20 protein-coding genes and 1 tRNA gene are annotated in these 19,833 nt (G+C 59.9%); 12 read left to right on the forward strand and 9 right to left on the reverse strand.

What is annotated here, in order from left to right:
* Position 1: 1 nt before the first annotated feature.
* Genes INR99_RS13795 through INR99_RS13815 form a run of 5 tightly spaced genes read left to right on the forward strand, consistent with a single transcriptional unit; the run spans position 2 to position 3,867 of the window.
* Complete coding sequence (locus INR99_RS13795) at positions 2–535, forward strand: hypothetical protein (RefSeq protein WP_194116949.1); 534 nt, start codon at positions 2–4, stop codon at positions 533–535.
* Complete coding sequence (locus INR99_RS13800) at positions 532–2,514, forward strand: secretin GspD/PilQ domain-containing protein (RefSeq protein ID WP_194116950.1); 1,983 nt, start codon at positions 532–534, stop codon at positions 2,512–2,514. The genes INR99_RS13795 and INR99_RS13800 overlap by 4 nt, the downstream gene beginning before the upstream one ends.
* A gap of 12 nt (positions 2,515–2,526) precedes the next feature.
* Entirely contained in the window at positions 2,527–3,000 is a 474-nt protein-coding gene (locus tag INR99_RS13805; protein ID WP_194116951.1) for a type II secretion system protein, read from the forward strand.
* Between the two features lie 5 nt (positions 3,001–3,005).
* Positions 3,006–3,404, forward strand: coding sequence for a type II secretion system protein (locus tag INR99_RS13810; RefSeq protein WP_194116952.1), 399 nt, complete (start codon positions 3,006–3,008; stop codon positions 3,402–3,404).
* Positions 3,405–3,435: 31 nt separating this feature from the next.
* Positions 3,436–3,867, forward strand: a complete 432-nt coding sequence (locus INR99_RS13815; protein WP_228098322.1) for a type II secretion system protein — start codon at positions 3,436–3,438, stop codon at positions 3,865–3,867.
* 71 nt (positions 3,868–3,938) lie between these two features.
* Here the strand turns inward: INR99_RS13815 and INR99_RS13820 are convergent, their stop codons facing one another.
* From INR99_RS13820 to INR99_RS13830, 3 genes are all read right to left on the reverse strand, one after another.
* On the reverse strand, positions 3,939–4,997 hold the full coding sequence (locus INR99_RS13820) for a bifunctional nicotinamide-nucleotide adenylyltransferase/Nudix hydroxylase (protein WP_194116954.1): 1,059 nt from the start codon (positions 4,995–4,997) through the stop codon (positions 3,939–3,941).
* Positions 4,998–5,056: 59 nt separating this feature from the next.
* Positions 5,057–5,974, reverse strand: a complete 918-nt coding sequence (nadA, locus tag INR99_RS13825; protein ID WP_194116955.1) for a quinolinate synthase NadA — start codon at positions 5,972–5,974, stop codon at positions 5,057–5,059.
* Positions 5,975–6,185: 211 nt separating this feature from the next.
* Complete coding sequence (locus INR99_RS13830; protein ID WP_194116956.1) at positions 6,186–6,650, reverse strand: hypothetical protein; 465 nt, start codon at positions 6,648–6,650, stop codon at positions 6,186–6,188.
* 104 nt (positions 6,651–6,754) lie between these two features.
* Here INR99_RS13830 and INR99_RS13835 point away from each other — a divergent pair, with 104 nt between their 5' ends.
* The 3 genes from INR99_RS13835 (at position 6,755) to INR99_RS13845 (ending at position 9,704) form a co-directional block, all read left to right on the forward strand.
* On the forward strand, positions 6,755–7,900 hold the full coding sequence (locus INR99_RS13835) for a pyridoxal-phosphate-dependent aminotransferase family protein (RefSeq protein WP_194116957.1): 1,146 nt from the start codon (positions 6,755–6,757) through the stop codon (positions 7,898–7,900).
* Between the two features lie 103 nt (positions 7,901–8,003).
* On the forward strand, positions 8,004–8,444 hold the full coding sequence (locus INR99_RS13840; protein WP_194116958.1) for a YfbO family protein: 441 nt from the start codon (positions 8,004–8,006) through the stop codon (positions 8,442–8,444).
* A 36-nt stretch (positions 8,445–8,480) separates the two neighbouring features.
* Positions 8,481–9,704, forward strand: coding sequence for a hypothetical protein (locus tag INR99_RS13845; protein ID WP_194116959.1), 1,224 nt, complete (start codon positions 8,481–8,483; stop codon positions 9,702–9,704).
* A 162-nt stretch (positions 9,705–9,866) separates the two neighbouring features.
* On the opposite strand, the gene gltX is transcribed toward INR99_RS13845, so the two are convergent.
* Together gltX and mltF are read right to left on the reverse strand one after the other, a co-directional pair.
* Positions 9,867–11,258: a glutamate--tRNA ligase gene (gene gltX, locus INR99_RS13850; RefSeq protein ID WP_194116960.1), complete on the reverse strand. Its 1,392-nt coding sequence runs from the start codon at positions 11,256–11,258 to the stop codon at positions 9,867–9,869.
* 84 nt (positions 11,259–11,342) lie between these two features.
* On the reverse strand, positions 11,343–12,803 hold the full coding sequence (mltF, locus tag INR99_RS13855) for a membrane-bound lytic murein transglycosylase MltF (RefSeq protein WP_194116961.1): 1,461 nt from the start codon (positions 12,801–12,803) through the stop codon (positions 11,343–11,345).
* A gap of 109 nt (positions 12,804–12,912) precedes the next feature.
* Between mltF and INR99_RS13860 the strand changes: the two genes are divergently transcribed.
* From INR99_RS13860 to INR99_RS13875, 4 genes are all read left to right on the forward strand, one after another.
* Positions 12,913–13,002: transfer RNA gene (locus tag INR99_RS13860), tRNA-Ser, on the forward strand.
* A 387-nt stretch (positions 13,003–13,389) separates the two neighbouring features.
* A complete protein-coding gene (locus INR99_RS13865) occupies positions 13,390–13,578 on the forward strand; it encodes a hypothetical protein (protein ID WP_194116962.1) in 189 nt (62 codons plus the stop codon).
* A gap of 544 nt (positions 13,579–14,122) precedes the next feature.
* Positions 14,123–15,691: a GGDEF domain-containing response regulator gene (locus INR99_RS13870; protein ID WP_228098323.1), complete on the forward strand. Its 1,569-nt coding sequence runs from the start codon at positions 14,123–14,125 to the stop codon at positions 15,689–15,691.
* Positions 15,692–15,749: 58 nt separating this feature from the next.
* A complete protein-coding gene (locus INR99_RS13875) occupies positions 15,750–16,547 on the forward strand; it encodes a class I SAM-dependent methyltransferase (RefSeq protein ID WP_194116963.1) in 798 nt (265 codons plus the stop codon).
* Between the two features lie 279 nt (positions 16,548–16,826).
* Here the strand turns inward: INR99_RS13875 and INR99_RS13880 are convergent, their stop codons facing one another.
* From INR99_RS13880 to argJ, 4 genes are all read right to left on the reverse strand, one after another.
* Positions 16,827–17,147, reverse strand: coding sequence for a hypothetical protein (locus tag INR99_RS13880; RefSeq protein ID WP_194116964.1), 321 nt, complete (start codon positions 17,145–17,147; stop codon positions 16,827–16,829).
* A gap of 93 nt (positions 17,148–17,240) precedes the next feature.
* Complete coding sequence (locus INR99_RS13885) at positions 17,241–17,954, reverse strand: Crp/Fnr family transcriptional regulator (protein WP_194116965.1); 714 nt, start codon at positions 17,952–17,954, stop codon at positions 17,241–17,243.
* Positions 17,944–18,480, reverse strand: a complete 537-nt coding sequence (locus INR99_RS13890) for a hypothetical protein (protein WP_194116966.1) — start codon at positions 18,478–18,480, stop codon at positions 17,944–17,946. Before INR99_RS13890 ends, INR99_RS13885 begins: the two co-directional genes overlap by 11 nt.
* A gap of 105 nt (positions 18,481–18,585) precedes the next feature.
* The gene (gene argJ, locus INR99_RS13895; RefSeq protein ID WP_194116967.1) at positions 18,586–19,812 is read right to left on the reverse strand and encodes a bifunctional glutamate N-acetyltransferase/amino-acid acetyltransferase ArgJ; all 1,227 of its coding nucleotides are present in this window, start codon (positions 19,810–19,812) and stop codon (positions 18,586–18,588) included.
* Positions 19,813–19,833 lie beyond the last annotated feature (21 nt).

Raw genomic sequence — 19,833 nt, forward strand, 5'->3', positions numbered from 1 at the left:
CATGATGTCAAAACCGCTGCTGGCCGCATTGCTCGTGACCGCCGGACTAACCATCTTTGCCTGGTGGCAGGATAAGGAAGAAGCAGCCCCGGAGCTCGATGCGCCTGCACGCCCGGCCCGCACCGCAGCGAGTTCGGCAAGCCATGCCAGTATGGCAAGTGCGGCACAGCACAGCACAATAGCCAGTCGAGCCAGTGCTGCAAGCTCTGTCATTGTGAACCTTTTCCCCCGGCAGAACTGGGCGCCACCGCCAACACCGACTCCAGTTCCACCACCACCACCACCACCGACCGCGCCACCACTTCCCTTCGTAATAGTGGCTAGCTGGCACGATAGCGGGATTGACCAGTATTTCGTTGAAGCCCAAGGCCAGCAGATCTTGCTGTGCAATACCTGTAACAGTATGGGGCGGATTCACCCGGGTGAAACCTTGCTAGGCGTCTATCGGCTCGACAAGCTCGAGCGCAACATGATCACCTTCACCTATTTGCCTTTGAATCAGCAGCAACAGCTGCCCACAGGAGGAACGCCATGAAGCGTGCCCTGATTTATTCGATGCTCAGCGTAAGCATCCTCGCCGGCTGTGCTGCCGATATGGCGCGCAAGGAGGCCGAAAGCCTGATCGTACAGGGAGATCCTGAAAGCGGCCTGCGCGTACTGAAGGATAAGATCGCCAGCTATCCGGAAGATATTCCGCTACGAACCGCCTATGCGTCGCAACTGAACAATTACCTGGCCCGGCTGCAGGCCGAGGGTGATGCCGCGCGTCTGGCCGGCAATACGGCGGTTGCCATCAGCAAATACCAGCTGATCCTCTCCTGGGATCCGAACAATACCCGGGCCCGCGAAAGCGTGCGCATGATCGAACTTGGCGTCCGGCATAACTCCATGCTGGCCTATGCCAATTCGGTCAAGGACACCCAACCCAAGGAGGCACTGGGAATAGCCCAGCAAATTCTCAAAGATGATCCAGGCAACAAACAGGCCCGTACACTCTACTACTACGCTGAAGGAAAACTCAGCAAGCAAGCACTCAAGCCGACACTGGCCGCCAATCTGCAAAGCCCCATTTCGCTGCAGTTCCGCGATCAGCCGCTGATGAGCGTGTTCGAGATCATTTCCCGCGCCGCCAATGTCAACTTCATCTTTGACAAGGATGTGCCGCCCAACCTCAAGGCCACCATCTTTGCCCGCAATACCACGGTTGAGGATGTCATCAATCTGTTGTTGACCACCAACCAGCTTGATCGCAAGATCCTCAACGAAAACACGATCCTCATTTTCCCGAAGCGGCCGGACAAGGACCGGGATTACAAGGATCTGACCATGCGCACCTTCTACCTGAACAACGCCGACCCCAAGCAGGTTCTGGCGATGATCAAGCAGATGATCAAGACACGGGATGTCTACATCGACGAACGCCTCAACATGCTGGTGATGCGCGATACGCCTGAAGCCATTGCGGTCGCGGAACGCCTGATTGCAGCCCAGGATCTGCCGATGCCGGAAGTTGAGCTCGATGTGCAAATCCTTGAAGTCAACAGCTCAGACGTACTCAACTTGGGTATCGAATATCCAGGATCGGTATCTGCGACTGTGTTTGACCCTAACTACGGTACATCTGGCCCTATAAAGGACTTGCTCGCAGCCGGCAAAGTGATGCTTAACCATATCAATAACATCAACAGCAGTGATGTATTGGTCAATCTCGGAAGCCCGACGGTTACAGCCAACCTCCAACAGGTCAGCAATAACGGCAATATTCTGGCCAACCCCAAGATCCGCGTGAAAAACAAGGACAAGGCCAAGGTGGTCATTGGTGAACGCGTACCAGTAGTAACCACCACCAACTCCAACGGGGTGGTGACCGAGAACATCAATTATCAGGATATCGGCCTGACGCTGAATGTTGAACCGGCGCTGTCGCAGGATACCGATGTCAGCGTCAAGCTGAGCCTGGAGGTCTCGAACATCACCAAGCAGATCGTGACCAAGAGTGGCCTGGTGGCGTACCAGATCGGCACCCGACGCGCAGAAACCAATATGTCGGTACGTGATGGCGAGACACAGGTACTGGCAGGGCTGCTGAACAAGGTGGACAAGAACGATGGCTCGGGGCTGCCCTTCCTGAGCTCGATTCCGCTGCTTGACCGGATTGCCGGCACCAAGAAAACCCAGAATGACCGCACCGAAATCGTCATGCTGATCACCCCGCGTCTCGTCAAGACACTGAATCCGCCGCCGTCGCACATCATGGAGTTTGAGAGCGGCACCGAAGGAGGCATCAATACCGATGCCCTCCGGCTGCGCTCCGCATCCACCATCAGCATCTCGTCACAGGGCGGGCAAAGTAATTATGTCCCGCCGGCTCCGCCCCCTGCTCCGGCACCGGTTCAGGCTGCAACACCCGCGCCGGCGACACAGAGCATACCGGCCAATGCGGAACCGCAGCATCCGGCACCGACTCCCACACCTGAAAACAAGGGCTATGGTGGTGGCATGGGACGGCGCTAAACCGTGAGCATGATGGCAAATCAACGCGGCTTCACGCTGATCGAGCTGATGGTAACCCTCACCATTCTGGCCGTACTCGCCAGCGTGGCGCTGCCCTTGTCGCAGATTGCGGCCACCCGCAACCGCGAGGATCAGCTGCGGCAGGCTCTGGCTCAGATACGCACCGGCATCGATGACTACAAGAAAGCTGCCGATGAAGGCCGTGTGCGCAAAAACCTCGACGATACCGGCTACCCGCCAACGCTGCAGACACTGGTTGACGGCGTGAAGGATGCCAAGGACCCGTCCGGCAAAATGATCTACTTCCTGCGTCGCATTCCACGTGACCCCTTCTGCGACTGCCCGCAGCAGAGCAATGCAGAAACCTGGGGCTTGCGCAGCTATGCCAGCGCGCCCGATTCGCCGGAAGCAGGCAAGGATGTATTCGACGTGTATTCCAACTCGCGCGCCATCGGTCTGAACGGCGTGCCGTATCGCGAATGGTAAAGCGCATGTTACGCAAGCCCACTGCCCGCTCTTCGCGCCTGCTGCGCATGGGCTTCACGCTGATCGAACTGCTGGTGGTACTGGCCATCATGGCCAGCTTACTCACGCTGGTGGTACCACGCTATTTCCAGCAAACCGACCGCGCGGCCGAAACGGTGCTCAAGCACAATCTGGTCGCGGTGCGCGATGCGATTGACAAGTTCTTTGCCGACACCGGCCGCTACCCGGCTTCACTACAGGAGCTGGTTGACCGCAAGTACCTGCGCGAGATCCCGCTGGATCCGGTAACCAATCGCCGCGACAGCTGGGTCATCGTTCCGCCGGAAAATGGCACGGGGGTATATGACCTGAAATCCGGGGCCGACGGGGCCGACAAGAATGGTTCGCCGTACAACAGCTGGTAAGCAGCAGGGCTTCGCCTATGGCTGGGTCCTGATGTTGGTTCTGGTCATGGGCGTTTACCTAGCCGAAGTCGGTGAAGTCTGGCAGACACGCATCAAGCGCGCCCGTGAAGCCGAGCTGATCCGCATCGGCGACGAGGTTCGCCGTGCAGTCAAAGCCTATACCGAGCAGAACACCGGTCAGGGTACACAGTACCCCAAGGAACTGGCCGATCTGGTCAAGGATCCGCGCATGCCCGTAACCAAACGCTACCTGCGCCGGGTGTATAAGGATCCGATTACCGGCGAAGATTTCCAGCTGATTCCTGCTCCCGGCGGGGGCTTCATGGGTGTGTACAGTAAATCGACGGAAAAGCCGCTCAAGCAGGACAACTTCCCCTCCGAGTACAGCTCATTCAAGGACAAGCCCAGTTACACCGAATGGCGCTTTGCCCACTGGCCACAGGGCAATAGCGGCAGACGATAGTACATGGCACTGTATATGCACACAGGCTTTTATTTAAAAAGCCTGCAGCAGCATACCCAAACACCTGCCGATCAGATCTGGCCGAGAAACCAGTTCACGATGTAGAAGTGATCCTCGAACAGCTCCGCTTCCATACGCTGGAATTCGTACAGCGGTACCCATTTGGCACGATCCGCATCGTCGCTGCCGCGCACCTTGGGCAACCCCTCCCCGGTCGGCGTCAGCTCGATCAGATAGGCATGCGTGATGGTACGGCCCCGCAAACTGCGCCGGGGGTGATCGAACACCCGGCTGGCGCGTATCGATCCCGCCAGTACCGGAGCCGGCACTTTCAGCCGGGTTTCCTCGCGCAATTCGCGGATCGCCGCATCGCGGATCGGCTCGTTCTGGTCGACAAAACCGCCCGGCAAGGCCCACAGCCCCTTGCCCGGCAGATTCTTGCGCCGGATCAGCAGAATATGGCCGGAATGGATGACCACCGCATCGGCCGTGACAAAGGTTGGCGGGTATGGCGCTACGGCCCAGGACTGGCGAAAAGCCTGTACATAGCGCCATTCTTCCTCGAGCTGGGCATAGGTTTCCGTATGCCGGAAGGCGTCGAGCCAGGCAAACACCGGCACCGGCAACTGCGCCACGCAATCGGCAAAGCCACTACCCTGCTTATCCCACAACACCCAGCGGATCGCTGAAGCCTGCACATCCGCCACCTCGGGTACCTCGACACGCGGCCATTGCGGAAACAGGTCCAGATAATACGAGGCGCGGCTCTGGCTGCAGCCAATGATGCCCACCCGGAACTCGGTCGCACGCTGCTCGACACTGGCGGTATCTACCGCCACCACCTTGTCGACCAGACTCTGTACCTCGGTGACCCATTGCTGGTCGTTGTACATGCGATCCGAGCAACCTACGACGAACACGCGCGCCTGCTCCTCGGTGGTCAGTGCCGCGCGGATCAGCTGCTCACGTTCGGCGACATTGAAGGGATTGCGCGGGCTGCGCGCCTGCCGCGCCGAGCCGCAGATGATGATGAGCTTGCCCGCCTGCGCCAGCGCCTGACGCACCACGGCAAGATGGCCGGCATGAAAGGGCTGGAAGCGGCCGATGAACACCAGATAATCGAATTTCATGTTCTTCCTGTTCCTGATCGGCAATGAAAAAGGGCGACCGAGTCGCCCTTTGCCACTGATTACTGGTAGTAGCGCTTGGAGAAATCGAGCATGCGTTCGATCGGCAAGCGCGCGGCGTCCATCAGCTCCGGCGTCAGGTAATCAATCTCGATGCCACCCTCGCCACGTTGTGCGCGCTCGACTGCGGCAATGGTGTTCATCTTCATGTACGGGCAGGAATTGCACTGGCAACCGGCGTAGATCGGCGCCTGCTGGATGTTCAGGTCCGGACGGGCCTGGTGCATGTTGTAGAGAATGCCGTCCTCGGTCGCGACAAAGATCGTCGCATCGGGCTCTTTATCGAATGTCTTGATCCAGTTGAGCATGCCGGAAGTCGAGCCGACGTAATCGGCCTGCTGCAGCACGGGCAGCGGGGATTCCGGGTGCGCGATCAGGTATTTGGCAGTAGAAACTGCGGCAAAGGCTTCATCCAGTGCCGCTTGGTTGAATTTGTCGTGCACTTCGCACACCGCCGACCACAGCGGCATGTCGTAGCCGTACTGGAAGTTGAGATACGCGCCCATATTGCGGTCAGGCGAGAAGATCACCTTCTTGCCCTCGGCGTAGATGCTGGCAATCAGGTCATCGACGTTGCGGCTGGTACAGATCCAGTCAGACAGTGCCTTGTGCTCGGCCGAGCTGTTGATGTACGACACGTGCACGTAATCGGGGTGTTCTTCACGCCACTTTTTCAGCGCAACCACATCGGTTTGCGTCACCAGCGAACAGGTCGAACCGGAATCAGGGAGGATCACCTTGGCGCCCGGGTTCAGAATCTTGGCGGTTTCGGCCATGAAACGCACACCGGCAAACACGATGACATCGGCGCCGCATTCCTTGGCATACAGCGACAATTCCAGACTGTCGCCGACCTTGTCAGCCATCTGCTGAATTTCGGGATGGGTATAGTAATGGGCAAGCGTGACCACTTTGGCCATGGGAACTCCTCCGGGCAAGAATGGGCGGGCTATCCCGCACCAGGCAACGCCCTTGCTTGCTCAATAAAATGAGAGAACGCGGCAAGGGCAACAGGGTATGCCCTCGACAACCGCACTGCGAATCCCGCAGCACCCGAGCATGGCCGCGATCATACGCCGATTTGCCGCCCGCGACAGCCCGCCGGAATGCAACAAAGCGTAGCCTGGATGGTTAAATCGCCGCCGCTGCTGCCCGATATCGCAGTTCGATCCAGCAATCCAGATTCTGCAATACCGTGCGCACCAGCACCTCGCCCCAGGGCAGGTGAAAGCGGACGACCGGATTACTGCGCTCATCCGGCCCGCGCCCGAGCTGGCGGGACAACAGGCGTACCAGCAGATCGCGCTCCGCCTCACAGCCCGGAGCCTGTGGTTTAACCGAGTCATCCCAGACCGCCTGGCAATAACCGTCCAGCCAGCGCAAGTGCACACTGCACCGGCCCTCCTCGTCGCGCAGCAGGATGACCCGCCAGCGCTTGCCGGCCCACAGGCCTGAGCCATCGAGCACATAATCTCCCTCAGCATCTCGTAGCCACGGCCTGGCCGGCTCTGCACCGTTCAGCAAAGGGCCGGATAATGGGAACTCTGACGCGCTCACCTCGCCCGTCGCCAGATCAATCGCCAAAACGTGGTTCATCACCCCCCCTGTGTTGCGCCCTTGCTGCATGGCAGCAGATTTGTTTTACCCTGCGGCAAGGCCAGCCATAATAAAGCCGTCGCCCTCCTTTCGCCGAGATTATCATGCAGCCGCCCCTTTCCCAGCCGCATATCCAGCCCTTCTTCCCGCCGCAACGCACGCTGATGGGGCCCGGCCCCTCTGACGTCTATCCTTCCGTGCTGGCCGCCTGCGCCAAACCGACCCTGGGCCACCTCGACCCGCTGTTCGTCGGCATGATGGATGAAGTGAAACAGCTGCTGCAATATGCCTTCCAGACACGAAACGAGATGACGCTGGCCGTGTCAGCGCCCGGCTCGGCCGGCATGGAGGCCTGCTTCGTCAATCTGGTTGAATCGGGCGAAAAGGTTATCGTTTGCCGCAACGGCGTGTTTGGCGAGCGCATGCGCAGCAATGTCGAGCGCTTGGGCGCGGTCGCCGTAACTGTTGACGATGATTGGGGCAAGCCGGTGGACGTGCAGAAAGTTTCTGACGCCATCAAGGCCAATCCGGATGCGAAATTCCTCGCCTTCGTGCACGCCGAAACCTCGACCGGTGCACGCTCGGATGCAAAGGCGCTGTGTGCACTGGCCAAAGAACACGGCCTGCTCACGATTGTCGATACCGTCACCGCGCTGGGCGGAATCGAGCTGCGTGTCGACGACTGGGGGATCGACGCCGTGTATTCGGGCAGCCAGAAATGCCTGTCCTGCGTACCCGGCCTGTCGCCGATTTCCTTCTCGCCGGCGGCAGTCGAAAAACTGAAAACGCGGAAAAGTCTGGTGCAGAGCTGGTTCCTTGATCAGACACTGGTCATGGGCTACTGGGGCAATACCAGCGGCGCCAAGCGCACCTACCACCACACCGCGCCGGTTAACGCCCTGTACGCGCTGCACGAGGCGCTGCGGCTGCTGGCTGACGAAGGCCTGGAAAACGCCTGGGCGCGCCACGCCATGCTGCACACCGAGCTGCGCGACGGCCTCGCGGCCCTCGGCATCGAATTCGTGGTCGAGGAAAAGTACCGGCTGCCACAACTGAATGCCGTGCACATTCCGGCTGGGGTTGATGACGCGGCGGTACGCAGCTGGTTGCTGAACGACTACAACCTGGAAATCGGCGCCGGCCTGGGCGCGCTGGCCGGCAAGGCCTGGCGCATCGGCCTGATGGGCTACGGCGCGCGCCGTGAGAATGTCGCGGTGCTGCTGGGTGCGCTGGGTGAAGTCCTGAAATAGTCAGATCGCCCTGGCACAAAAATGATCTGATGGAATGCCCAGCTTGTTTGAGCCTCCCCCCTGACTGTGGGCTTCTCAAACACACATCAGTAAGGTGAAAAACATGCGTGATTACCGCAAGCAATTGCTGAATAAGCTGCTCGCTCTGGACGAAATCGATAGCGAACATTTACCCGTGGTCACGCTAGATGAGTATTTCACCGGCAACGAACAGGAAGAATCGATTGCACCGAATCAGTGGGCATTTGGACGCCCCTCAATTCGGGAACTGTATGCGCATTTCAGCCAGATCCAAGCCCGCGATGATGTCCAGTGTGTACTGGTTGGCCTGCATCAGGACTGGGGCATGGCCTTGGAGAATGACACGGACTGGCCTGCCGCCGAGAACATCCACATCATTTCCACGGCCCCCTCACACATCGCCGAACAATGGGCAGAAGGACTCGAATCAGACGGCATCGGGGTAGGCTGGCCATATGGCAAACATAGCGCGGCGCCAGATCCGCAAAATGGCGCTCAGGTCTATACCGTCTTTTGGGACTGAGTCCCTGCTCGCTCTCCTCATTTGGATCAGAACATCATGCGCTGGCTTACCGACACTCCCGCCCTTCCCGATGAAACAGCCGCCCGTGAGGCCATCCAGTCCCGCATCGCTGCGTGGTGGAATGCCTTCGAGCGTGACCACGCCCGAATCAACGCCCTGTTCAGTGGCAATAGGGATCCGGAAGCCGATCTCGCCAGACGGATGGAGACTGAATTTGATCTCCCGGCTTGGATGCAGACTCACCTCAGTTCTATCCATGACGGTATCTACTGGGAATTCGGTCCGGCCATCCGGCAGTCCGGCCACCGGCTGGCGATTACAGCCGAAGATGATCTGGCGCTGCGCCCGCTGATCAGCGCCATTCTGGAGGCCGCTCCCAAGCTACCTGGCTGGGAGTTCTATCCCGAGCGCATTGCCGAATCCGCCGAACAGGTCAGGCTGACAGTCGAGGCACGTACCGGCACGCCATTCGGTGTTGTCGGAATTGCCTTTGTTCCGGGGGAATGGGGGCGCATCGATGCTCGCATCCAGATCACCGAGGAACTCGCCGCCGATACTGAACTAGCCGACGACCAGGCTTGGCTGACTCTGCTTACTTTGCTGGGCGAGCATGCCACCTTTGACTGGTTTGGCTATTTCGACTTGTTCACCGAAGGTGATGACTTCATGGCGCTGGATGCCGCCCGGAGCCACTGGCATGTACTGCAGGCAGAACGACGGGCGGCCATTGCCCCCGTGCCAAGGCAGATCCATGACGATCAAACGGGATGCGGCGTTTACGAGCTCAATCCGGATGCCGCCGACGATTACCCAAAACGCCGGGATCTGCTGGTCGGCATTTACACCCAGCAGGAACTGGTCGACTCGCTGCTGCGAGACCGAGACTTCCACTCGCCCAGGCTGCTGCCGGCCGGCTACCTACTGTGCTATCTCAAGATCGACGGCTGCGAGGGGCTGGACGACTGCGAGTTTGCCGATCGCGGCGAGATTGAAGACGCTGTCACGGAAGTACTGGAAGCCAGTGGATACGGCATTGTCTGTGGCGGCGGCACCGGCCTGCGCTACAGCTATATCGACCTGATCCTGAACGACTGGCGTGCTGCCGCTCCGCTACTGCGCCAGCGCCTGCAGCAAGGGGGAATCAACCCGCGCAGCTGGCTGCTGTTCGCCGATGCTGCGCTGGAGAAGGAATGGATCGGCATCTATGACCACACTCCCTGTCCGCCGCGAGAAACAGATCATCTGCCATGTAACGCCTGAACCGGCATTGTCAGTCAAGCAAGCCTCAATCCGGGCGACACACCTGGCTCATCGCCATCCTCTGCTTCTGCGGGCAAATGCGACAGAGCAAATAACAAGGGGATACATACTAATGTATCCCCTTGCAGCACTTTACAAGAATAGGCTATCGCCCCATACCCATCAAGACAGACGACGCAGCACTTCCTCACGGCCGATCAGCGCCAGCACGGCGTCCACCGACGGCGTGTTGGTAATCCCGCAAACCTTGGCGCGCAGTGGCATGCCGACTTGCGGCATCTTCACGCCCTGCTGCTTGACGAAGTCCTTGATGAAGGCGCCAAGGGTCGCGGCGTCCCAGCTTTCGAGTTTTGCCGCACCTTCGGCAAACAGCTTCAGGCGCTCTTCGTCTTCCGGCTGCAGGTGCTTTTCGACAATTTCGGCCGTCGGGTTCAGCGGCTGGTAGAAATACTCGGCCTGATTGGCCATCTCGATCAGCGTCTGGCTGCGGTCCTTCAGCAGCGTGACGACGTCGGCGAGCGCCGGGCCGCTGGAGGTGTCGATAGTGCGCTCGGCCAGGAAGCCGGCAACGCGTTCGGCCAGTCTTGCTGCATCGGTCGCCTTGATGTGCTGGGCATTCAGCCACAGCAGCTTTTCGCGGTCGAAGCGGCTCGGCGCACTGGATACGTCCTTCAGGTCAAACCATTCAACGAATTGCTCCATGCTGAAGAATTCGTCGTCGCCGTGCCCCCAGCCCAGGCGCGCCAGATAATTCAGCAGCGCCTCCGGCAGAATGCCCAGCGCATCGTAATCCACCACCGACACTGCATCGCGGCGCTTGCTCATTTTCTGGCCCTGATCGTTGTGGATCATCGGCAGGTGGGCAAAGGTCGGCACCGTGGCGCCCAGGGCCTGATAGATCACGATCTGGCGCGGGGTGTTGTTCACGTGGTCGTCGCCACGGATGACATGGCTGATCTGCATGTCGTAGTCGTCCACCACCACGCAGAAGTTGTAGGTCGGTGTGCCGTCCGGACGGGCGATGATCAGGTCATCAAGTTCAGAAGCGGCAATCTCGATACGGCCCTTGACCGCATCATCCCAGGCAATCACGCCATCCAGCTGGGTCTTGAAGCGCACGACCGGCGGCACGTCCGCAGGGGGCGCAGGCAGGGTCTTGCCGGCTTCGGGGCGCCAGCGGCGATCATAGCGCGGCTTTTCGCCACGCGCTTCGGCTTCGGCACGCATCGCTTCCAGCTCGTCCTTGCTGGCGTAGCAGTAATAGGCGTGGCCGCTCTCCAGCAGCTGGGCGATGACTTGCTTGTAGCGGTCCATGCGCTGCATCTGATAGAACGGGCCTTCATCGTAATCCAGCCCCACCCAGTGCATGCCGTCCAGAATGGCCTTGACCGATTCCGGCGTCGAGCGCTCCAGATCGGTATCCTCGATGCGCAGCACGAAAGTACCGCCGTGCTTGCGGGCATACGCCCAGGAGAACAGCGCGGTGCGCACGCCACCAATGTGCAAGAGACCGGTGGGGGACGGGGCGAAACGGGTACGGATGGGGGTAGTCATGGATACAGTTCCGGATAGCCAGAAAAACGCAAGGCTGCCATTTTAGCGGCAGCCTGCGGGATTGGGGGGAGAGTTTGCGACGACTTACAGTGCCGCCTGCTGCTGCGGCCGTGCCGCACGCAGACGGCTGTTGATGTTCAGCGGCAAGTTGCCCGGATTATCGATGACGACAAAATCGGCAGCTTGCGGCTGTGCGGCCTGCTGCGGACCGGCTTCATGACGCGCCAGAATGTCATAGAACGTGCGCAGCTTGCCGACGTAGTACACCGGCTCGGCACCGCGCGCGTATCCATACTTCACGGTACTGAAATATTCCGGATTGCGCAGCAGCGGCAGCGTGGTTTTCACGTCTGTCCAGGAATCAGGATTCTTGCCCTGCCGCCGTGCCAGAGTCCGTGCGTCTTCCAGGTGGCCGATACCGACGTTATAGGCCGCCAGCGCCAGCCACGTCCGATCCGGCTCAGCAACATCCTTGCCCACCCGATCGCGCAATTCGTTCACCAGCCGTGCCGCGCCCATGATGCTCTGATAGGGATCAAGCCGATCCACCCCCAGATACGTGGCCGTGCTGTTGGTGAGCATCATCAGCCCACGCACACCATACGGAGATACCGCGTCAGGGTTCCAATGCGATTCGGTGTAGCCAAGCGCAGCGAGCATGCGCCAGTCCATGTCATATTTGCTGGCAGCCTCTTCGAACCATTTACGGTACTTAGGCAGCAGTGTATCGATACGATCCTGGAAGACCTGGGCATCACCCAACCCGATCCGATTCACATGGCCGTAATACCGGTCAAGCAGAATACGCAGCGAACCATCCGTCACCTGCTTGCCGATGAACTGGTTAATCCTGCCCTGCAGCTCAGGATCATCGGCAGCAACAGCCCAGGCAAGTTGCTGAGTAGCACCGCGCTGTTCGGCGATGGCGACATTCGGGAAATAATTCTGTGCTACTTCCGCCGCGTGCGATTCGACAAAGGCATAGTCGATTTCACCGCGGGCGACGCGTTCGATGAGTGATTCGCTATCGCCATCACCGATCACCTCCCAGTTCAGGCTAGGGTTAGCCGCCTTGAGCTGGTTAAGTGATTGCACATACTGGGGCAATGTCTTGATGACGGCATTACCGGCATACAAACGTTTCCATACGCTTGCCTCGTTCAGCTCGGACTTGTAGACCAGCACCGGCTGGATGCTCTGGTATGCTGGACCAAACGCCAGCCCCTCGCCTTCAAAGCCCTTCTGCAAAGCCACACCCAGATGCGCTTCACCGCGCTTGAGGCGTTCGCGCACATCATTATGGTTGCTGGTAACGACAAAACGTACCTTCATGCCTTGCTGCTCGGCAAAGCGGGTCACTAGGTCATACTCCAGGCCGGCATAGTTGCCTTCCGCATCCACATACAGGGTAGTCGGGCCATTCTGGACCAGCACCACCAGTTCCTTGGATTCAACCCAGGGGAGTACTTTCTGAGCGGGAGCCTCCTTCAGCTCACCGCAGCCCGCCATCAGCAGAGCAGCCAGTGCCAAAAGAAATCGTTTCATGCATCTTCCGAAAGTCTTGACCGGGCGCAGTGTGCCAAAAAGACCTCATATCGACAAACAAAGCACTTGGCCTAATCCAAAAAGTTGGTTACAATTCCGCCTCTTTGCTGGAGAGGTGGCAGAGTGGTTGAATGTACCTGACTCGAAATCAGGCGTAGGTGCAAGCCTACCGGGGGTTCGAATCCCCCCCTCTCCGCCAGCATTCAAGAAAAGCCGCGCTTTGCGCGGCTTTTTCTTTGCCCATCCGGCACAGCCACCCCTCACAACCTGTTGATTACTAATCAGGAATTGCCCAGTGTAGGCAAAACATTCTGCTTTACTAGTGTTTTTTGCACTGCAGCATTTCGCCTTGCAAGAAGCCCATACCCCCTATCGCCCGGAGCACCAGAGCCCCGCAGCGCTGGAGCGACACACCCCTCCCTAGCGCACATTGACAGGCCGACAAACGGCACGCAGCGAGTTCCACTGCGGTGGCCGCCTTATCTGGCAACGCGCCCCAGTCCAAATACTTTCATATCTATGTCCACCCAAGTCAGCAAAAATGCGCTGTCCGGCCCGTATCACACAGCAGAATCAGCACAACAGCATGCCAACCACCCTGCCAGCCCTTGCCTCACTTGGCGAGCATGCCAAGCCTTGCCCCAACAACAGCCTTTCACAAACTCCACTGTCGCGCGCCAGCGACGGCTACGGAATGGGCAAAACAGCATGGCTATATCGCAAAATGCTGATTTATAAGGACTTCAAAATTTGGTTACAAATTGACGACTACTAGAGGCTGGTGCTAGATTGGTTTTGCCGGTGTGGCATGGGGCCGCAGCGGACGTTCGGTTGTGTTAACAGGCCGGCATCCCCAAAGGATGTCCGCGCGGCCGGAGACGACACTCCGGCAACGAGTCGCCCGATCCTGCGGTCGGGTCGCAAGACCCTCCCGGTGGGGGCGACACCTGTCAGCAAAATCTGCGACGTAGATAGTGAAACCTTCGTTAAAAGGGAGATCGCCATGCGATTCGACTTCATGGAAGGCTTAGCGAGTACGGTCAACGATGCGTTGATGAACTTGTTTCGGGCCTTCAAACCCTCTACTTATCTGGACCACGACGATTCGAGGAATCTGGATCTCGAAGTAGCCGAACCATTCCGGTGAGTGCTTTGGACTGAAACATGAATCCCGCAAGGGGCATGGGGGCGCAAGCCCCCTTGTTTTTGATCGGCAGGCCTTCATATACCCTGCAAGTCAAGCAGTTCACACTGCACAATAACGACAGGCGGCATTATCTTCCGTAGAATCAGGCATTTCGCCCATCCAGCGAGCCGGGATGTCCGCCGTCAATACCCGCACCAAACTCAGCACCTTGTTATCCGCCTGGCAGGCCTACTGCAATGAGCCGCATTTCGATCACTTTGTCGAATTCGCCTTGGGCGTGAATTCGCTCGCGGAAATCCTGCGCAACGGCAGCAGCGTGGGGCTGGCCAGAATCAGTCAGGATCTGGAACAGGAGGCACTGGGTCTGTTCGGCAGTCCTGAAAGCCACCCCATCAGCCCACTGGCCCGCGACCAGCTTGCCGGCCATATCGACGGACTGGTACGGCTACTGAACGGCGACGCACCGTCAGAGCGCCCCGACCGCCGTGAGCATACCGGCACACCCTGCCCGGTCAACCGGCAACCGGATCTCTTTCTCGTTAGTGACAGCCAGCAGGCCTGGCAGGATCTGCAAGCCCAGCTGGGGTATTTTGGCCTGCAGGTGCAGCGCCTCGGCTGGCAGGCTTTGCCTGATGGCAGCCGCGCCATTTTTCTGCTGGACCTGGGAAGCGGAAGCGATTGGCAGCAGGCTCTCGCGCAATTGCGCCGCCGCAACCCGGCTAGCCAACTGATCGCGCTGGGACTCGATAGCGAATTCGCCCTGATGCGTGATGCGTTACGGCATGGCTGCGATCACTGTTTCCCGCGCCAGATGAGCCATCCGGCCATCGTCGCGCACATCCTCGAACTGCAGGACAGCCAGCAAGAAGATGCCTACCGTGTGCTGATCGTCGACGACTCGGTCACCGCTCACGCGCTGATCCGTCGTGCACTGGCCGAACAGGGCGTGGAAACCCGGGCGTTGACCGATCCGGCGCAGGTACTCGATGCCCTGCGCGATTTCCAGCCCGATCTGCTGCTACTGGATATGTATATGCCCGGCTGCAACGGCGTTGAAGTCGCACGCATCATCCGCCAGCACCCCGAATACCTCTCCACCCCCATTGTCTACCTGTCCGGCGAAACCGATCTGGCACTGCAGGTCGAGGCATTGCGGCTGGGCGGAGATCATTTTCTCACCAAGCCCTTCAACCCGGTCTTTCTCAATGCCATTGTGAAAAGCAAGATCGAGCGCTACCGCGCACTGCGCCGCTCGATGCTGCACGACAGTCTGACCGGCCTGCTGAACCATACCAGCAGCAAGAGCCAGCTCGACATGGCGCTGGAACAATGCCGGCAGCAGCAAAAGCCATTGTGCGTGGCGATGCTGGACATCGATCATTTCAAACAGGTGAATGACCGCTACGGCCACCCTGTTGGCGACCAGATCATCCGCAGCCTGGCCTGGCTATTGAAAAAGCGTGTGCGTCATTCCGACATTCTTGGCCGCTACGGCGGGGAGGAATTTCTCCTTGCCCTTCCCGGCGCCAGCCTCAGCCAGGGATTTGCGGTGCTGGAACTGCTGCGCCAGGATTTTGCCGCCATTCACCACCCCTATGGCGACGGCTATTTCCAGCTCAGTTTCTCCTGCGGCATGGCGGCATTCCCGGCCATCAGCAGTCGCGAAGACTTGATCCAGGCCGCCGACGATGCGCTCTATCGCGCCAAGCGGGGCGGTCGGAACCGGGTCGAGTGCGCCTAATCAATTGATACTGATTATCATTTGAAATATAGTGGTGGCTCCACCTCAGGAGTCGCCCATGTCCACCGGTTTGGCCCTCCCCTCGCCTGGGCTGCTCAGTTCGGTACTGGCTCGCGCCAATGCCGCGCGACTTTGTCCCGAACTGGGCTTTCATGATCCGATGGCCGAGCGCCTGGCGTACCGCTGGCGTGAACAGGCAAACACCATCAGTCATCGCCTGCGCGAAGTACGCCACTGCTGCCTCATCAGCGCCTGGCTGGATGCGCAAACCCGCCAGTTTCTCAATCAACACCCGGACGCCCTGTGCATCAATCTGGGCGCGGGGCTGGATGCCTGCCACGCCCGACAGCCAGCCGGACTGGCGAGCCCTCTGGCTGACTGGATCGACGTGGATTTGCCGGACGTTACAGCCATCAAGGCTCGCCTGCTACTGCCGCGCCGCGGCTATAGCCTGGTCAGCGCCGATATCACCCGTAGCGGCTGGACTCGCCAGCTCCCCCCGGTGCGCAAGCGCGCGGTGCTGTTACGAGCCGAAGGTCTGTTCGGCCAATTGGAGCGCGCGCAACTCCTCAGGCTGCTTGATGAACTGACACACTGGAGCCAACAGGCCTGCGCTGTCTGGCTGATCTATGACTGGCAAAGCCGCTTAGCACGACTGGGGGGCCACGGCTGGCGGGCCACTGCAATCAACGAGCTCAGCCGTGCGCGGCCGCAATGGCAGCGTCATGCCGATTTTGACATCATGGCTACCAGCGCATTCCCGCATCCGGGCAACTGGCTGCATAAGCATTGCCTAGGGCTACCGCTGCGTGGCTGCCAGACCCTGAGATACACCCACCCAGCCCATGCAAGATAGGCACCATGGTATGGCCCGAAATCGCCCTCCATTCGGAGGATTTGGCCACATACCCACGGCAACCTAAAAGCGCCCGGGCGCAATACGGTGGGCCATCTGGCTCTGCAGTTATGGCATGCAAACAGCCAGAGCCGGCTCAGCCGTCAATAGCAGCGCGGCGGCGATCATCACACAGAGCCACTGGCTCTTCCGGATCCCCATGGACATGCGTTTCTCCTTTAGGTGTATGCGCCTTGCCGGCAGCGACTGACTGCACGACAAGAAGATGCCGGACATTGCTTAATCCCAACGGGATTTACGGATCTCGCGACGAATTTCCCGGCGTGCCTCGCGGCGCTCGGAGCGCACTTCCCGCTCAGCCTTGCGTTTGGCCGCACGGACTTCGCGAGCACCTTCGCGGATTGCCTGACGGCGCTCCCAGGCATTGTCGGCGTTGTAATAATCACGGGCGGCTTCGCGGCGTTCAGCCATGACTTCACGGGCACCATCCACCTTGGCCCGGTGCACTTCACGGGCACCCTCTCGGACTTCGGAGTGAATCCCGGCCATGGCCGGGGCAGCCAGCAGTGCAGCGGCCAGACAGATCAACAGTTGTTTCATGATGGGCTCCTTGCAACATTCGGATTGCGATGGAACCCATGCTAAGCGCATGAATGAAAATGCTTAATAGCGTGTGCGGTTTCGCACACGCGCTCAGAACGCGTGCGGCAGCGGTTTAAGGATGAGAAAACGCCCGCGCTCGTCCTGGGTCAGGTAGCCGCCGCTGCGCAATTCTCCCAGCATGCGGTTGACCATCTCGCGCGACAGGCCGATGCGCGCCGCCAGCTCCTGCTGGCTGAGCGCCACCCCGCTGATGTCGTGCGAATTGCGTGCACGCCGGTCCAGCCGCACCAGCAGCCGGCGCAGGCGCTGATAGCCATTGCTCTGCCCCAGCAGATTGAGTGAATTGACCAGATGGTAGACCCCTTGCGCCAGCTCGCGCGCCACCGCCTCCCAGGCTGCGGGATGCGCGTCCAGTGCGCGGCGCAATGCCGTCAGCGGCAAGGTGAGATAGCGGCAGTCTTCCTGCACCACCAGATTGACCTGCGCGACCGGCTCGGTAAACAGAACATGCAATCCTGCAACCGCGCCGGCCGCCATATGGCCGTACAGATAGGCGCGCGGGCCATCGTCGGCGTTGGCGGTTGCCCGCACGACGCCACTGCTTAGCAGCAGCAGGCCGGTTATCGCATCGCCTTCCTGCCAGAGCAGTTCGCCTGCTCTGGCCGAATGCCAGTCCCCTTCCGCCAGCAGCGCAGCTCGAACATCCCCGGGAAAGGCATGCAGCAAGGGAAAAAGCAGCAGCAGCAGCGTGCTGTCGGTCTCTGCGCCTTCTGCGGCGTCCCCCGCCAGAAAATCAATGGCCACTGCTACGCACCCGGGCCAATACACGTTGCAAACCACCCGCCCCGAGAATCAGGGCCAACCCGACCAGCAATTCGACTGCCGAAGCGACCAGATTGCCATAAAGCTCGCTCGCCATTTCGATTGGCAAGGGCAGGCCCGGAGCCTGCTCGGCAAAGTAATTCAGGATGGCGCCGCGCTTGATCAGCCCGAAGACCAGATCAGACATTGCCCTTGAGAGCAGATAGATGCCCAGCAGACCAAGCAGGATACGCTCCAGAATTGCCGGCCAGTTGGGCGGCAATGACTGACCATCCCCGGCTGCAGGCAAGCCGCGCTGGCTGATGACACTCGGAAACAGAAACAAGCCCAAGCCTATCAGCAGCGGCAATGCGACCGGTAATAGGGCATTACCCACGAAAGCCAGTGGCGCATGCGGCAGCAAGCCAAGTGCCGCCTGGATGTAACTGGGCCACCAGGCTAATGCGGTCGTCATGATGAAGGCGCCCGAGAGGCGCACAATCAGGCGCGAGAGATCATGAAAATTCATAGCCGCTACACCTCCAAGCAAGACGAAGCCTGACTTAAACAGACCGCATGAAGAAAGACAAGAAAAAGCCCCGCTGCGCGGGGCTTGCTGGCAACACCGTGTCGCTCAGCTACGATAATCGGCGTTGATCTTCACATAGTCGTAGCTGAAGTCGCAGGTCCACACAGTCGCCGCCACGTCGCCGCGGTTCAGCTTCACCGTTACCGCAATTTCCGGCTCGTTCATCACGCGCTGGCCCTGTTCTTCGGTGTAGCTGGCCGCGCGGCCGCCCTTCTCGGCCACCAGCACGTCACCCAGCCACACCTCCAGCGTATCGACATCCAGCTCGACCGGCGAGTAGCCAATCGCCGCCAGAATGCGGCCCAGATTGGGGTCGGACGCGAACATCGCGGTCTTGATCAAGGGCGAGCGGGCAATCGCGTAGCCGACGTCCTTGCACTCGTCCCACGTTTTGCCGCCTTCGACGTTGATGGTGATGAACTTGGTCGCGCCTTCGCCATCGCGCACGATGTATTGCGCCAGTTGCTGGCTGATTTCCAGCACGGCATCGCGCAGCGCGGCGAAATCGGCGTGGTTTTCCGAATCGATTTCGGCATTGCCGGCCTGGCCGGTCGCCATCAGGATGTAGCTGTCGTTGGTCGACATGTCGCCATCCACCGTAATGCAGTTGAACGAACGGTCGGTCGCCCAGCGCAACAAGGATTCCAGCACCGGCTGCGCCACGGCGGCATCGGTGGCCAGATAGCCCAGCATGGTCGCCATGTTCGGGTGGATCATGCCGCTGCCCTTGCTGATGCCGGTCAGTGTTACGGTCTTGCCGCCCAGCACGATCTGCTTCGATGCCGCCTTGGGAACGATGTCGGTCGTCATGATGGCATTGGCTGCATCGGCCCAGTTGGCCGGCTTGAGGTCGCCAATTGCTGCGGGCAGCGCACCGATGATCTTGTCCGCCGGCAGCGGCTCCAGAATCACGCCGGTGGAAAACGGCAGCACCTGCGCCGGTGCCACGCCCAGCAGCTCGGCCAGTGCGAAGCACACCGACTTGGCGCGCTCGTGGCCATCCAGGCCGGTGCCGGCATTGGCGTTGCCGGTATTCACCACCAGCGCGCGCATGTCGGCGCGATCAGCAAGATGCATCTGGCAGATGCGCACCGGCGCGGCGCAGAACTTGTTGCGGGTAAACACGCCCGCCACGCGGGTGCCTTCGGCCAGCCGCATCACCAGCACATCGCGACGCCCGGGCTTCTTGATGCCTGCCGAAGCAATCCCCAGCTCGACCCCGGCAACGGGATGCAGGGTCAGCGATTCAAGCGAAGGAACATTTACGGGCATGGCAGGCTCCAGAAAAGCGGC

It is taken from the genome of Chitinilyticum piscinae, from assembly GCF_015223195.1.
Classification (GTDB): Bacteria; Pseudomonadota; Gammaproteobacteria; order Burkholderiales; family Chitinibacteraceae; genus Chitinilyticum; species Chitinilyticum piscinae.

Coding starts and splice junctions, on each gene's coding strand:
- INR99_RS13880 (WP_194116964.1), bottom strand. CDS start 17,147: ATGAAACAACTGTTGATCTGTCTGGCCGCTGCACTGCTGGCTGCCCCG.
- nadA (WP_194116955.1), bottom strand. CDS start 5,974: ATGGCCAAAGTGGTCACGCTTGCCCATTACTATACCCATCCCGAAATT.
- INR99_RS13795 (WP_194116949.1), top strand. CDS start 2: ATGATGTCAAAACCGCTGCTGGCCGCATTGCTCGTGACCGCCGGACTA.
- INR99_RS13835 (WP_194116957.1), top strand. CDS start 6,755: ATGCAGCCGCCCCTTTCCCAGCCGCATATCCAGCCCTTCTTCCCGCCG.
- INR99_RS13830 (WP_194116956.1), bottom strand. CDS start 6,650: ATGAACCACGTTTTGGCGATTGATCTGGCGACGGGCGAGGTGAGCGCG.
- INR99_RS13805 (WP_194116951.1), top strand. CDS start 2,527: ATGGCAAATCAACGCGGCTTCACGCTGATCGAGCTGATGGTAACCCTC.
- INR99_RS13875 (WP_194116963.1), top strand. CDS start 15,750: ATGTCCACCGGTTTGGCCCTCCCCTCGCCTGGGCTGCTCAGTTCGGTA.
- INR99_RS13845 (WP_194116959.1), top strand. CDS start 8,481: ATGCGCTGGCTTACCGACACTCCCGCCCTTCCCGATGAAACAGCCGCC.
- INR99_RS13840 (WP_194116958.1), top strand. CDS start 8,004: ATGCGTGATTACCGCAAGCAATTGCTGAATAAGCTGCTCGCTCTGGAC.
- INR99_RS13890 (WP_194116966.1), bottom strand. CDS start 18,480: ATGAATTTTCATGATCTCTCGCGCCTGATTGTGCGCCTCTCGGGCGCC.
- INR99_RS13800 (WP_194116950.1), top strand. CDS start 532: ATGAAGCGTGCCCTGATTTATTCGATGCTCAGCGTAAGCATCCTCGCC.
- mltF (WP_194116961.1), bottom strand. CDS start 12,803: ATGAAACGATTTCTTTTGGCACTGGCTGCTCTGCTGATGGCGGGCTGC.
- gltX (WP_194116960.1), bottom strand. CDS start 11,258: ATGACTACCCCCATCCGTACCCGTTTCGCCCCGTCCCCCACCGGTCTC.
- INR99_RS13820 (WP_194116954.1), bottom strand. CDS start 4,997: ATGAAATTCGATTATCTGGTGTTCATCGGCCGCTTCCAGCCCTTTCAT.
- INR99_RS13870 (WP_228098323.1), top strand. CDS start 14,123: ATGTCCGCCGTCAATACCCGCACCAAACTCAGCACCTTGTTATCCGCC.
- INR99_RS13810 (WP_194116952.1), top strand. CDS start 3,006: ATGTTACGCAAGCCCACTGCCCGCTCTTCGCGCCTGCTGCGCATGGGC.
- INR99_RS13815 (WP_228098322.1), top strand. CDS start 3,436: ATGTTGGTTCTGGTCATGGGCGTTTACCTAGCCGAAGTCGGTGAAGTC.
- argJ (WP_194116967.1), bottom strand. CDS start 19,812: ATGCCCGTAAATGTTCCTTCGCTTGAATCGCTGACCCTGCATCCCGTT.
- INR99_RS13865 (WP_194116962.1), top strand. CDS start 13,390: ATGCCAACCACCCTGCCAGCCCTTGCCTCACTTGGCGAGCATGCCAAG.